The organism is Exiguobacterium sp. s89 (assembly GCF_018617735.1).
Lineage (GTDB): Bacteria > Bacillota > Bacilli > Exiguobacteriales > Exiguobacteriaceae > Exiguobacterium > Exiguobacterium marinum.
The window spans coordinates 318,091-331,531 of the sequence record NZ_JACSKS010000002.1; the positions used below are offsets into that span (position 1 = coordinate 318,091).

Genomic DNA, 13,441 nt, shown 5'->3' on the forward strand with positions numbered 1-13,441 from the left:
AACTAACAATGGGTATTGGGGGTATTAACATGGAACTACGGCAGATGACCAATGACCGTCTGTTGTTTCTCGACGCAACGTTTGCGTCAAAAGAAGAGGCAATCGACCAACTCGTCGGTGCCCTATATGAACAAAATATCGTCTCTTCCAAAGAAGGATTCAAACAAGTCGTCCTCGAGCGCGAGGCTCATTCGGCAACGGGACTTGAAGCTGGACTTGCTATCCCGCATGGTAAGTCCACACTCGTTAAGGAAGCGAAAGTGGCGATTGCTCGACTTCAGACACCACTCACAGATTGGGAATCCATTGACCCTGAGAATAGAGTGGACTTGATTTTCTTGCTTGCTATTCCTGAAGCAGAAGCGGGATCGACGCACTTGACGTTGCTCGCCGAACTATCGACTCGACTCATGAAACCTACCTATCGCGAAGGGTTGTATGCGGCGAAGACAAACGAGGAGTTCCTCCAAAACTTAGATCGCCTCGAACAGACGATCCAGTCTTCACCAGAAGCGGCAGAGAAAACCGTCCTCGCTGTCACAGCTTGCGCGGCTGGTATCGCGCATACTTACATGGCTGCTGAGGCACTCGAACAGGCCGGACGTGAGCTCGGCATTCGTGTCCTCGTCGAGAAGCAAGGGGCGAACGGCATTGAAGATCGTCATATGAAAGAGATCATCCAAGAGGCAGACGCCGTCGTCTTCGCAGTCGATACGAAAGTGAAAGACCAAGAGCGATACGCCGGACTTCCATACGTACAGACTCGTGTAGCAGATCCGCTCCGTCGGGCGAAAGAACTTCTCCTTGAAGCAACATCAACGACGCAAAAAGTAGCCGGTGACGCGAGTGACGTCACCGATGAGGCTCCAAAGAAAAAAGGTGTCAAAGGGTTCTTTGGAGAGATGGCGCAAGCCGTTATGACGGGGATTTCGTATATGATTCCACTCCTCGTCGCCGCAGGTCTCATGCTTGGGATTGCCAAGCTGACATGGATGTACGGACTTGGGCTTGATATCGCGGATCTTGCAAATCCTGACAACGGGACAGCTGGCGGTGCGATTCAGTTCTTCTACTTCTTAGATTTATTCGGCGGTATGATTTTTAAATTCTTATACGCGATTTTTGCTATGTTTGTCGCTTATGCGATTGCTGATCGTGTTGGTCTCGTACCTGGTTTTCTTGGTGGATTATTTGCCAACGGGCTCCATTACACGTTCTGGGGAATTGAAGGTGGAATTCCAAGTGGATTCCTTGGCGCACTTGTTCTCGGTCTCTCTGCCGGTTACTTGGCCCGTTTCTTGAACCAGAAGATTAAACTATCGCCAAACTTCCAAGCGATGAAACCGATGTTCCTCATCCCGGGGATTACCGTGCTCGCGGTCTTCATTTTGAACCAATACGTCGTCGATCCAATCTTTGGTCAGTTGAATGCTTCGATGGCGGCCTTTATCACGAGCATGACCGGTGCTGGTGAACTTACACTTTCGGCTATCATCGCGGCAGCGACTGCTTTTGATCTAGGTGGTCCAATAAACAAAGCAGCTGGTGCGATTGCGATTGGTATGGCAGCGGATGAGATTTTCCCACTCACGCCGCGCGTCCTAGCCATCGTCATCCCACCGATGGGACTCGGTCTTGCCACCATCATTGACCGTTTCGTTGTCGGACGTCGCGTATTTGACGCCAACTTACGCGTCGCAGGAAACACTGCATTCTTGCTCGGTTTCCTTGCCATCTCGGAAGGGGCGATCCCGTTCATGCTGCGTAACCCGCTCATCACGATTCCAATCAACATCATCGGAGCAATCATCGGGGCATGTACGGCCGTCTATCTCGGTGCGATTCAGTGGTACCCACTCCCAGCAGTTTGGGGTTGGCCGCTCGTTGAGAACTTCTGGGCTTACTTCATTGGCCTAGCATCAGGCGTATTGTTTATCGCTTTCGCCAATATCTTCATTCGCTATGCATTCATTAAACGTCGCGAGCGCCGTGGAGAAGAGATCTTTTAAACAGTGAATAGAGACTGGGGAAACCTGGTCTCTTTCTTATTTCTAGGAGGGTATACTATGAAAACAGGCAAACCGAACGTCCACGTCGTCCCACATTCGCATTGGGATCGGGAGTGGTATTTCACAATCGAAGATTCGAATGTTTTACTAGTCGAAAATTTGGACCGTCTGTTGGACGTCCTCGAAGGAGATCCGACCTACGTTTCCTACGTATTTGATGGACAAGTTTCAATCGTCGAGGAGTACTTGAAGATTCGTCCGGAAGAGCGAGACCGCATGAAACGTTTCATCACCGAGCGTCGTCTCTTCGTCGGCCCGTGGTATACACAGACCGATACGCTTCTCGTCAATCGCGAGTCAATCATCCGAAATTTGTTGTATGGGACACGGATTGCCAAAGCGATGGGTCACTCAATGAACGTCGGGTACCTCCCTGACATTTTTGGACAAAATGCGTATCTGCCTTCATTTTTTAAAGACTTCGGAATTGATTATAGTGTCTTACAGCGCGGGATTTATCACGATGAGATCAAGGGTGATTTAAACTTCCATTGGCAATCTCCTGACGGTGCCCGGGTCAAGACGAACTACATCTTTTTCGGCTATGGGCCTGGTAAGTTCTTAGAGGCGACGGACGCATATAAGACAGAACGACTCGATCCAATTCTCAAGACACTTGAGTCAATGAATAGATCGACGGATGAACTGTTGCTCCCGTCGGGTGGAGACCAGGTGCTCGTGCGTGAGCATTTCCCTGAGGCCGTTCGTCGTTTGAACGAAATGGACCGAGAGCGGACGTATCAACTGTCTGACTACGAGACGTTCATGGAAGCGGCGTTTGCGAGAGAGATTCCAAACACGATTGAAGGCGAGCTGATTGCCTCACAAAAGTCACGGATGCACCACACAATCCGTTCGCAGCGCGTCGACTTGAAGCAAGGGAACTATGCGGTCGAGACGAAACTGATTGACCAGCTTGAGCCGCTCGGTGTCATCGCTGAATCTCTCGGATTCCGATATCCGAAGGCGTGGATTGATCAAGTGTGGAAAGAACTGTTCGACGTCCATTCCCATGATTCGATTGGGGGTTGCAATTCGGACGCGACGAATGATGACATCAAGAAAAGGATTGAAAAATGTGAGCGAATCGTCGATGGGCTGATCAATTTGCTGAAGAAACAGATCGCCCGTGCCGTCGACGTGCCAACAGGAGAGCTCGTCTTGTTCTTCAACTATGTCCCAAAACAGCGCACGCTGATTGAAGACGTCGTCGTCTTTACGAACGAATCGGATGTCGGGCTCGTGACGTTTGACGGCGACACGGTCAACACCGTCATCCGCGAGCAAAGTTATGTGAGCGGTGGCAAGAAAATCGTCGTCACGGCAGATGGCGAGAAAGAAGTTGAAGTGCCAGGCTATTACCGGACGGTGCTCGCGGCTGAAGTCACATTGCCGAGCCTAGGGTACGCGGCATACCGAATCGTGAACGAGACGAAGGCGACACTTGGAGCGACGGACGTGGCACGGATCGAAAATGACCAACTGGCCGTCACGTTCGCAGAAGGACGTGTCACGATGAAGGCCGGAACACATGATGTCGAACTGTTCACGTTCGAAGATACGGCGGACACGGGCGACTCGTATGATTACTCACCGCTCGTCGGTGAGACACCGATCACGACAGCACAGGCTGAACTAATCGACGTCTCCGAGAGCGATCTCGTATCAACGATGACCGTTAAGCACACATGGTCGCTCCCAATCGATTTAGAGGCAAGGGGAACGGACAAGTTGAAGCAACAGACGATCGTGACGAAACTTGAGGTGCGTCAAGGCGAAGCGTTCGTTCGTGTGAACCACGAGATTGATAACGACGTCAAAGACCATCGTGTCCGTGTCTTGTTTCCATGGGCGCTTGAACGCACATTCGCCGACCAAGCATACACGGCGTTTGAGCGAAAGCAAAACCCGCGTGCCACCGTCTGGAAAGAAGAGAAGTATGCCGAGAAGCCCGTCTCGATTTATCCACTCGAGAATTACGTGGTCGCGGAAGGCGTCGCCGCACTCGGCGTCATCACCCAAGGGCTAAAAGAGTATGAACATCTCGATGACGGTCTCGCGCTCACGTTGTTCCGCTCTGTCGGCTTGCTTGGGAAAGACAATCTCGCTTGGCGCCCTGGTCGCGCTTCGGGAATCAACAATAAAGTCGTCGAGACGCCTGACGCGCAAATGCTTGGACATATGAGTTTCGACTACGCAGTCGGCGTCGCGGACTGCTTCGACACGGTTGACTGGACAGAACGGACCGAAACGTATAAAGCGAATCGTGCCAGCTACCATAAACAATCGCTCAACACGTTCGAGGAACGGTTGGAGCGCTTCGAGATTCCGCAGCCGGTCGATCATGTCCCGACGACTTACTCGCTCTTGACGACAAGTCACTTCGTATCGGCCATCAAACAAGGTGCGGACGGCGGACGGATCGTTCGACTGTTCAACCCGTCAAGCGAGGACGTCCCGCTCCACATCGAGACGGCAGGGATAATCCAACATGTCTCGCTCGCGGAGATTGAAGTGGACGCGCAAGACGTCATCAAGGCACACGGATATACCACGCTACACATCAAGGAGGAAACCTCATGAACTGGACTGTGATCGAACAACATTTACGCTTTGTGTATAAAGAACGGGCCGATGAGGCGGTGGAAGGGATGTGCGCGCTCGTCGACCGCTTTGAACAGGTCTCGTTTGACAAGACGTCGCCGCTCACGGAGAAGAACGTCTACTTGATCACGTATGGGGACGCGATTCAACGGAAAGGTGAGGTTCCGCTGCAGACGCTCCATCGCTTCTTGAACCGAGAAGCAAAAGGTGTCATTACGGACGTGCATCTGTTGCCGATGTTCCCTTACACGTCCGATGATGGTTTCTCGGTCACGGATTACCGTGCCATCAACCCGGACTACGGGACGTGGCAAGACATTGTCTCATTCTCTCATGACTTCCGGCTCATGTATGACTTCGTCGCCAACCACTTGTCGAAATCGAGTGACTGGTTCAAAGGCTATGTCGCCGGTGACGAACGCTACGCAGAATTCTTTATCCCGGAAGACCCGTCGTTCGATGCGAGCCGTGTCGTGCGACCCCGTACGTCACCGTTGATTCATACGTACGGCGAGAAAACAGCGTGGACGACGTTCAGTGAAGATCAAGTCGATGTGAACGTGGCACACATCCCGGCGTTTCTTGAGTTGACGGACGTGCTCCTCGATTACTTGGCGAAAGGGGCGTCCTCAATCCGCCTCGATGCCATCGGTTTCCTGTGGAAAGAATCAGGGACGACGTGTATCCATTTGCCGGAGACGCATGTCTTGATTCAAGTGTGGCGTGAACTCGTCGACCACTTCAAACCGGGCGCACAGATTATCACGGAGACGAACGTGCCACACCAAGAGAATATCAGTTACTTTGGGAGCGGGAACGACGAAGCGAACCAAGTGTACCAATTCTCACTTCCGCCACTCGTGCTCTACAGCTATACGACAAACGATGCGACGAAGCTCTCTGACTGGGCGCGACAAATCAAACCGGTATCGGAGACGGCGACATACTTCAACTTCCTCGCGTCACACGATGGCATCGGTATGCGCCCGACCGAAGGAATTTTAGACGAGACAGACCGCCAACTCCTCGTCGACAAGGTCGTCCACAACCATGGACGTGTGTCCTATAAATCGAACCCGGACGGCAGCCAGACGGTATATGAGTTGAACATCAACTACATGGATGCGCTTGCGAATGCTGGCGAGGAAGACACACCGCTCCATACTCAAAAAATGTTGTCCGCTCATAGCATCCTTCTCTCCGTCGTCGGTGTGCCCGCGATTTATTATCATTCGCTGTTCGGCTCGCGAAACGATGAGGCAGCAGTCGAATCGAGCGGTATCAATCGTCGCATCAACCGTGAGAAACTCGACGCGGACACGCTCCATGAGGAGCTCGAGAGCGATGCACGCCGTCGCAACGTGTTCAGTGGTCTGAAGCATATGATCTCTCTTCGTGGTCAATACGATGCGTTCAGTCCTTATGCTGATCAAGACGTTCTCGATTTGGACACGCGTGTCTTCGCGGTGAAGCGGACCGGTGCGACGTCGACGATTGTCGCGGTCGCCAACGTCAGTCCGGAGACGGTCGAGTTGGACCTGTCCGGAAATAACGTCTTCAAGGACACGACAGACCCGATCACGCTCCAACCATATGGTTTTGCCTGGATTGAGGTGTGACATGCGGGTCATCTGTGCGATTGATTCATTCAAAGGCTCGCTTTCTTCACGGGAGGTCGGGGAAGCGGCCGCAAACGGAGCGATTCGGGCCGGCGCGGAAGCGGTCGTCTTCCCTATCGCTGATGGGGGCGAAGGGACGCTCGAGGCACTAATGAGTTTTTTGCCCCATGAGCTAGTTCATGTCACCGCAGAAGATTTGATGCATCGACCGTTCGAGTCGAGCTACGCTCGGTTCGGCGACTTCGCACTCATCGAATGTGCGGAGACGCTCGGTATCACTAAATTCACCCCTGGCCCTGAGTTCGTCCCATATGTGAGCAGTTACGGTCTCGGGCAACAGATCAAAGACGCTTTGCCGGCCGCGCGAATCGTCGTCACCCTCGGTGGGAGTGGGACGACGGACGGGGGGACGGGGATGCTCCAAGCGCTCGGAGCTGTCTTTACTAGTAATGGGCGCGTTATTCCGCACGATACGAACCCTCTATGGACGTTTGATGACGTCGATTTGTCGGGACTCGATTCCAGGTTGCAGTCGACAGAACTGGTCATCGCGACCGACGTCACGAACCCACTCGACGGAGAGACAGGAGCGGCACACGTCTTCGCCGCCCAAAAAGGAGCCATGGTCGAACAGATTCAACGGTTGGACCGTCAACTTGACTTACTTGGACATAAGCTCGGGGATATCGCTGACATCCAGGGAAGTGGAGCGGCAGGAGGTCTTGGGGCAGGCTTGCTCGCGCTTGGCGGACGTATCATTTCAGGGTTCGATTGGGTAGCAGAGACGATTGGTCTGAGAGAGGCGTGTCTTGGAGCGGATTTGATCATCACAGGAGAAGGGCGAATCGACCACCAGTCCGCCAAAGGCAAAGTACCGGTCGGTGTAGCGAGACTTGGTCAAGAGCTCGATGTCCCCGTTGTCGCATTGGCTGGCAGCGTTGGAATGGAGCTCGGCGACTTTGCGGATCAATTCGCTGGCGTCTTTTCGATTCAAAGCACATGCCGTCCACTCGAAGAAGCGATGTTGCCTCATATCGCACGGGCTGAAATCGAACGAAGCGCAGAACAAATTGTTCGTTTGAGACGGGCTTGAACCTCGATAGCGATATCGAAGTTTTTCCTTGTTGTACAAGAAACGTAAAAACCTATGAAAAAATTATGCTATGCTTTTGGTGGAAAACTGCCAAAGGTGGAATGGACCATGACGGAACGACAACGTAAACTGTTAGATTTGCTAAAGCATAAGGACTGGATGTCGACAAAAGATATCGCCTGGTCACTAAAGTGTTCGGAACGCACGGTACGAACCGAGTTACGGCTCCTCGAACAACTGCCGGATGTCATGATTGAGACGAGCCGCGGAAAAGGCGTTCGATTAATCGAGAACCGCCATGTCGATACGCCAGAGGCAGAAGATCGTGACTCTCGTATCAAGCATGAACTCGTTCAACTATTACTTGATGAATTGAACTCGATGCAAGCTGCTGAACAAATGTTTTACGTGAGTGAAGCCACTGTGAAGCAGGACATGGATGAAGTGGAACGATTGCTCACTGAACACGGACTGACATTCAATCGACGTACCTTTCATGTAGAAGGAGAAGAACTTGTAAAGCGTGAGCTTTTGACACAACTACTTGTTCACGCTCGATTTAATTGGGCTCATAGTCAAGATGTACAACTCATTGAGACCTTCCTGCTTCAATGGGAACATCGCGTCGGGAAGCGATACGCCGATTCGGCGGCGGAATTGCTTCAGACCCGATTTCTCGTCACACTAAAACGTATGCGACGACGTAGCTACGTTGAACTGTCACCAATTGGTTACGAGATGGTAGAAGCGACGAACGATTATCCATTGTTATGCGAACTTGTGGAAGACCTCGAGCGAGCACTTGGACTATCCATCCCGTTTGCCGAACGTGCTTACATGATGCTGGCACTCGCTGGTGCCCAAGAATTCCTCCCGTCAGAAGATCGGGTGACGACAGAACTCGCACGGACAACGAATCGATTCGCCCTCGCTGTAATTGGCACGATTTATGGGGGTGTCTTGCAACGTGAGTTATTCCAATCACTACTCGCTCACATTCGACCGATGGTGTATCGACAACTGATTAAAGCGCATGTCGACAACCCGCTTTTGGACCAAATTAAACGTCGGTTTACAGCGACGTATGCAGCGGTTTTACGTCACGCATCGATTTTAGAGGAAGAGTTAGACTTATACGTGACCGAGGCTGAAGTCGGTTTTTTGACGCTCCATTTCCAAACGATGCTTGAAGAACGACGCCCCGTCGACAAGAAGCGAATCTTACTCGTCTGTACGTACGGTGTGGGTACGAGCAAGCTGATTGCGGCACGACTCAAGAATCATTTCCACGATACGGTTGAGATTGTCGGTTTCTCGTCATTACGCGATGTTGAGCATCAAGTTTCCATTCACACTCCTGATTTGATTTTGTCGACCGTTAGCTTAAAGCAAGACCTTGTTCCGGTACACGTCGTTTCGGCCGTATTGACGGAACAAGACGTGGCACATTTAAGGCAGACGTTTGGAATCGGCGGTGTCTCATATGCCACGATCGCCTCGCTCATCGAACATATTGTTTTCATTGATAGTGTACTTTCACGTGGACATGCGCTTAGTTTATTGATGGATCAAGTCAAAATCGATTCGACCTATGCAGGAACTGTATATGCTAGGGAACAAACTGGTCCGACTTCCATTGGACAAAGCGTTGCCATTCCACATGGAGATTCTGAGCATGCAACGATGAACCGAATCGATGTACTCGTTTCAAAAGAACCGATTGAGTGGGGACAAGAGAAGGTTCAGCTCGTGTTTCTTCTTCAATTTCGAGACTCAGACGCAACGTTCTCGAGTCATTTGTTTGAAGAGATTGCAGCTCTTACAGAAGACCCGGGTCTCGTCCGAAAACTCATTGAGACGAACGACAATACGGCATTCCGCAATTTGCTGTTGCCGTAGACAACGGCAAAACGTTATCTGAAACCCCTTTCATATACGAGTAAAGTATAGATGTAGCAAGTGAAAATCAAATACTTACACGAAAGGGGAATACGATAATGAAAATTGTTGCTATTACAGCCTGTCCAGTCGGGATTGCGCATACGTACATGGCGGCTGAGAAGCTCTCAAAGACTGGCGCGGAACTTGGTCATGACGTCAAAGTCGAAACACATGGATCAATCGGGATTGAGAACGGATTGACTGAACAAGAAATCAAGGAGGCAGACGGGGTCATCATCGCCGCCGATAAGACGGTGGACCTCGAACGCTTCGCTGGGAAACGTGTTGTGGTGGTACCGGTCGCCGAGGCAATCAAACAACCGGCAGAACTGATCGAACGCATCAAAACTGCTCCGATTCAAAAGGGAGCAGTGAAGGACGTCAAGAAAGAGAAAGATGGAAACATTGTCTATCGAGCTCTCATGAACGGTGTCAGTCACATGATTCCATTTGTCGTCGTCGGGGGGCTGTTGATTGCTCTTGCTCTCGCTATCGGAGGCGAACCGACAGCTAACGGACTTGCGATTCCAGAAGGTTCGATTTGGCAGAAGGTGTTAGACGTGGGGGCGGCATCCTTCATGTTCATGGTTCCAATTCTAGCCGGTTATATCGCTTATGCGATTGCAGATCGTCCAGCCCTCGCACCGGGTATCGTCGGAGGATACATCGCTGCGAACGGTAGTTTTTATGGATCTGAGGCAGGAGCTGGTTTCTTAGGCGGTATCTTAGCAGGTTTTGCAGCCGGTTATCTCGTTCGGTGGATTAAGACGTGGAAAGTTCCACAGATGATGCAGCCAATTATGCCGATTCTTGTCATCCCAATCATCAGCATGGTCGCTATCGCGGCACTCTTTATTTTCGTCGTCGGGGCACCGATTGCTGGATTGATGGAAGGCCTTACGACGATGCTTCAAGGTATGGAAGGGTCAAGTAAAATCGTTCTCGGTCTCTTGCTTGGAGCGATGATCGCCTTTGATATGGGTGGTCCGGTCAACAAAGTCGCCTTCTTGTTCGGAGCCTCAATGATTGCCGAAGGACAGACTGGCATCATGGGTGCCATTGCGGTCGCGATTTGTATCCCGCCGCTCGGTATGGGAATCGCTACATTCATCCGTAAAAAATTGTTCGTAAAAGAAGAGCAAGAAGCTGGTAAGGCGGCCTTCATGATGGGGCTAGTCGGAATCACGGAAGGGGCCATCCCATTTGCAGCCGGCGACCCGCTTCGTGTCATTCCCGCGAATATGATTGGTGCGATGGTGGGAGCGGCCATCGCTATCACAGTCGGAGTGACGAACAATGTCCCTCATGGTGGACCAGTCGTCGCGGTACTCGGTGCTGTTGACAATGTCATCATGTTCTTTATCTCCGTTATCATCGGATCGCTCATCACAGCGTTCACGACGATCTTCTTAAAAGAACGGGCACAGCGTAAAGTCAAACAGTCGGAATCACTCAAACAAGTCGGGTAAGGAGAGATAGAGATGAAACTCATGAACTACATGGAAGAGACATTGATTGAATTGGACTTAGCGGCAACGTCACGTGAAGAAGCGTTTGAAGTATTGACGCGAAAATTAGACGAAGCCGGGTACTTGAATGATCGTGTTGCATTTGTCACGGCACTTGAAGCGCGGGAAGCACTCAGTTCGACGGGAATCGGTTTTGAAGTCGCGATTCCGCATGGAAAGACGAATGCGGTGAATCGTCCAGTCATTGCCTTCGCAAAAGCACCGAAAGGGATTGAGTGGGATAGTCTTGACGGCGAACCGGCTAAATTGATATTTATGATTGGTGTACCTGAAGCGTCAGAAGGGGATGAGCATCTACGGATTCTTGCTCTCTTGAGCCGACGTCTCATTGACGATGAGTTCCGTAACAAATTAAAGGAAGCGACAACTGTTGAAGAAGTCGTCATGCAACTTGAAACGGTATACGCATAATGTATAGGACGCTCATGACGAGCGTCCTATTGGTATGCAATTAAATAAAAAATCAAAATAGGAGGATTCATGATGACGATTTTAACATGTAAACCAGTCTTTCAAGAACGACTTTGGGGTGGACGGAAGCTCGAAACGATGTTCGAATATGACATTCCAAAAGGGAACATCGGCGAGTGTTGGGGCATCTCGGCCCATCCGAACGGGATGAGTGTCATCACTTCTGGAGAGTACGTGGGGCGTACGCTTGCTGAACTATGGGAGAAGAAACGTCATCTCTTCGGGGATTATACACTCGACAGCTTCCCGCTTCTCGTTAAATTGCTTGATGCGGCGGATGACCTTTCCGTCCAGGTTCATCCGAACGATGAGGAAGCGATCCGCTTAGAAGGGGAGTCGTACGGAAAGACGGAATGTTGGTATGTCGTAGAGGCCGAACCTGGAGCAGAGTTGATTCTCGGTCATACAGCGGAGACGAAAGAAGAGTTGGCAAAGGCGATTGCGGACAGTGAGTGGGACACGTTGTTACGTCGTCAACCGGTGAAGACAGGCGATTTTATTTTCGTGCCGAGCGGGACAATCCATGCGATCGGGGAAGGGATCGTCATCCTCGAGACGCAACAGTCTTCAGACACGACGTATCGGGTATATGACTTTGACCGGACAGACGATGCGGGAAATACCCGTGAGCTCCACTTGGCTCAAGCGATTGAAGTAACGACGGTACCGGATACGCCGTCAATCGTCCATCCGACGACGACAGAAGTGACGGGTGGAACGATTCAGACATTGATCGAGACGGACGAGTTCAACGTCTATCGGATGGATGTCACAGATGGGTTCACACTCAAGCCGCTAGACCGCTTCCGTCTCATCAGTGTACTCGACGGGACAGGTACGTTAGATGGGGTTCCGCTCGAGAAGGGCGACCACATCGTCGTAACGGTGAGCAATCAACCGCGCATCGTTACAGGTAGCATGGAGTTCATTGTAAGCGATTGCAACCCGAAATGATGACGAACCGAGACTATTTTGATGGGAAGGGGATTTTCATATGTTTGGAGCGATTGAATTAGGAGGAACGAAAATCGTCTGCGGCGTCGGCACGGAAACAGGAGACATTATACGCCACGTGTCCATCCCGACGACAGATCCGAAAGAGACGATGGCGAGCGTGTTCGAATTTTTTGAAGGAGAGACAATCGAGGCACTCGGCGTCGGCACGTTCGGTCCGGTCGACTTGAACCGAGATAGTGAAACGTATGGGCACATTACGACGACACCAAAAGTAAAGTGGGCAAACTATCCGCTCTATGAAGTATTGAAGGCACACTTTCAAGTTCCAATCGTACTCGATACCGATGTGAACGGGGCAGCGTTCGGGGAGATGACGTTTGGCGGGGCGACGGACGTCTCGAGTTGTCTCTATATGACGGTCGGGACCGGAATCGGAGCGGGCGCCGTCATTGATGGGGAGCTCGTCCACGGGATGGGGCATCCGGAGATGGGACATATGATTGTCCGTCGTCATCCCGAAGACATGTCGAAAGGCGTCTGTCCGTATCACGGAGACTGCCTCGAAGGTTTGGCATCAGGTCCCGCCATCGAGGCGAGACATGGCAAGAAGGCACACTTGCTCGATCCGACCGACCCGGCGTGGGACATTGAGGCGGATTATTTGGCGCAGGCGCTCGTCAACATCGCCCTCATTCTCGCACCGGAGCGGATGATTCTCGGCGGTGGTGTCATGAAGCAGTCACACCTGTTCCCGAAAGTACGTGAAGCGTTTCGACAGAAGATGAACGGCTATATCCAAAATCCGTATGTGAATGAGTTGGAGACATATATCGTGCCACCGACACTCGGTGATTTCGCCGGATTAAAAGGAGCACTCGCCCTCGCCATCAAGAAAGGGGATGTCGTCCATGCCGGGCGTTGATGGTTGGTAAGAAAGTGTATGAAGGTGACTTTCAATTTTTAAGGGAAATGGTGCAGATTGTCTCGATTCCTGTCATTGCGGAAGGGAATGTGATTACACCGGAGCATGCACGTAGAGTTCTTGAAATTGGGGCATATGCGGTCGTCGTCGGTGGCGCCATCACACGACCACAGCAGATTGCAAAGCGTTTTGTGGAAGGGATTCACAGCCTGTCACCGAGGTAATGGAAGTGTAAG

The 13,441-nt window shown here is 51.5% G+C and carries 10 protein-coding genes; all 10 read left to right on the forward strand.

Going from position 1 to position 13,441, the window contains the following annotated elements:
• Positions 1 to 29: 29 nt before the first annotated feature.
• The 10 genes from KNO96_RS07650 to KNO96_RS07690 all read left to right on the forward strand — a co-directional run bounded on the left by KNO96_RS07650 (position 30) and on the right by KNO96_RS07690 (position 13,429).
• A complete protein-coding gene (locus KNO96_RS07650; RefSeq protein WP_214703230.1) occupies positions 30 to 2,009 on the forward strand; it encodes a fructose-specific PTS transporter subunit EIIC in 1,980 nt (659 codons plus the stop codon).
• A gap of 57 nt (positions 2,010 to 2,066) precedes the next feature.
• A complete protein-coding gene (locus tag KNO96_RS07655; RefSeq protein WP_214703231.1) occupies positions 2,067 to 4,652 on the forward strand; it encodes a glycoside hydrolase family 38 N-terminal domain-containing protein in 2,586 nt (861 codons plus the stop codon).
• Positions 4,649 to 6,292, forward strand: coding sequence for an alpha-amylase family glycosyl hydrolase (locus KNO96_RS07660; RefSeq protein ID WP_214703233.1), 1,644 nt, complete (start codon positions 4,649 to 4,651; stop codon positions 6,290 to 6,292). The genes KNO96_RS07655 and KNO96_RS07660 overlap by 4 nt, the downstream gene beginning before the upstream one ends.
• A 1-nt stretch (position 6,293) precedes the next feature.
• Positions 6,294 to 7,385 carry a glycerate kinase gene (locus tag KNO96_RS07665; RefSeq protein ID WP_214703234.1) on the forward strand — a complete coding sequence of 364 codons (1,092 nt, stop codon included), beginning with the start codon at positions 6,294 to 6,296 and terminating at the stop codon, positions 7,383 to 7,385.
• Between the two features lie 108 nt (positions 7,386 to 7,493).
• A complete protein-coding gene (locus tag KNO96_RS07670; protein ID WP_214703236.1) occupies positions 7,494 to 9,284 on the forward strand; it encodes a BglG family transcription antiterminator in 1,791 nt (596 codons plus the stop codon).
• A gap of 98 nt (positions 9,285 to 9,382) precedes the next feature.
• Positions 9,383 to 10,795 carry a PTS fructose transporter subunit IIC gene (locus tag KNO96_RS07675; protein WP_251125106.1) on the forward strand — a complete coding sequence of 471 codons (1,413 nt, stop codon included), beginning with the start codon at positions 9,383 to 9,385 and terminating at the stop codon, positions 10,793 to 10,795.
• 12 nt (positions 10,796 to 10,807) lie between these two features.
• The gene (locus KNO96_RS14330; protein ID WP_034770860.1) at positions 10,808 to 11,266 is read left to right on the forward strand and encodes a PTS sugar transporter subunit IIA; all 459 of its coding nucleotides are present in this window, start codon (positions 10,808 to 10,810) and stop codon (positions 11,264 to 11,266) included.
• A gap of 69 nt (positions 11,267 to 11,335) precedes the next feature.
• Entirely contained in the window at positions 11,336 to 12,280 is a 945-nt protein-coding gene (manA, locus tag KNO96_RS07680) for a mannose-6-phosphate isomerase, class I (protein ID WP_214703237.1), read from the forward strand.
• Between the two features lie 40 nt (positions 12,281 to 12,320).
• Positions 12,321 to 13,205: an ROK family protein gene (locus KNO96_RS07685; RefSeq protein ID WP_214703238.1), complete on the forward strand. Its 885-nt coding sequence runs from the start codon at positions 12,321 to 12,323 to the stop codon at positions 13,203 to 13,205.
• On the forward strand, positions 13,205 to 13,429 hold the full coding sequence (locus KNO96_RS07690; RefSeq protein WP_214703239.1) for a tRNA-dihydrouridine synthase: 225 nt from the start codon (positions 13,205 to 13,207) through the stop codon (positions 13,427 to 13,429). The genes KNO96_RS07685 and KNO96_RS07690 overlap by 1 nt, the downstream gene beginning before the upstream one ends.
• The last annotated feature ends 12 nt before the right edge of the window (positions 13,430 to 13,441 follow it).

Bases quoted from the DNA above. Each gene is read 5' to 3' on its own strand.
- KNO96_RS07650 (WP_214703230.1), top strand. From the start codon at position 30: ATGGAACTACGGCAGATGACCAATGACCGTCTGTTGTTTCTCGACGCA.
- KNO96_RS07655 (WP_214703231.1), top strand. From the start codon at position 2,067: ATGAAAACAGGCAAACCGAACGTCCACGTCGTCCCACATTCGCATTGG.
- KNO96_RS07660 (WP_214703233.1), top strand. From the start codon at position 4,649: ATGAACTGGACTGTGATCGAACAACATTTACGCTTTGTGTATAAAGAA.
- KNO96_RS07665 (WP_214703234.1), top strand. From the start codon at position 6,294: ATGCGGGTCATCTGTGCGATTGATTCATTCAAAGGCTCGCTTTCTTCA.
- KNO96_RS07670 (WP_214703236.1), top strand. From the start codon at position 7,494: ATGACGGAACGACAACGTAAACTGTTAGATTTGCTAAAGCATAAGGAC.
- KNO96_RS07675 (WP_251125106.1), top strand. From the start codon at position 9,383: ATGAAAATTGTTGCTATTACAGCCTGTCCAGTCGGGATTGCGCATACG.
- KNO96_RS14330 (WP_034770860.1), top strand. From the start codon at position 10,808: ATGAAACTCATGAACTACATGGAAGAGACATTGATTGAATTGGACTTA.
- manA (WP_214703237.1), top strand. From the start codon at position 11,336: ATGATGACGATTTTAACATGTAAACCAGTCTTTCAAGAACGACTTTGG.
- KNO96_RS07685 (WP_214703238.1), top strand. From the start codon at position 12,321: ATGTTTGGAGCGATTGAATTAGGAGGAACGAAAATCGTCTGCGGCGTC.
- KNO96_RS07690 (WP_214703239.1), top strand. From the start codon at position 13,205: ATGGTTGGTAAGAAAGTGTATGAAGGTGACTTTCAATTTTTAAGGGAA.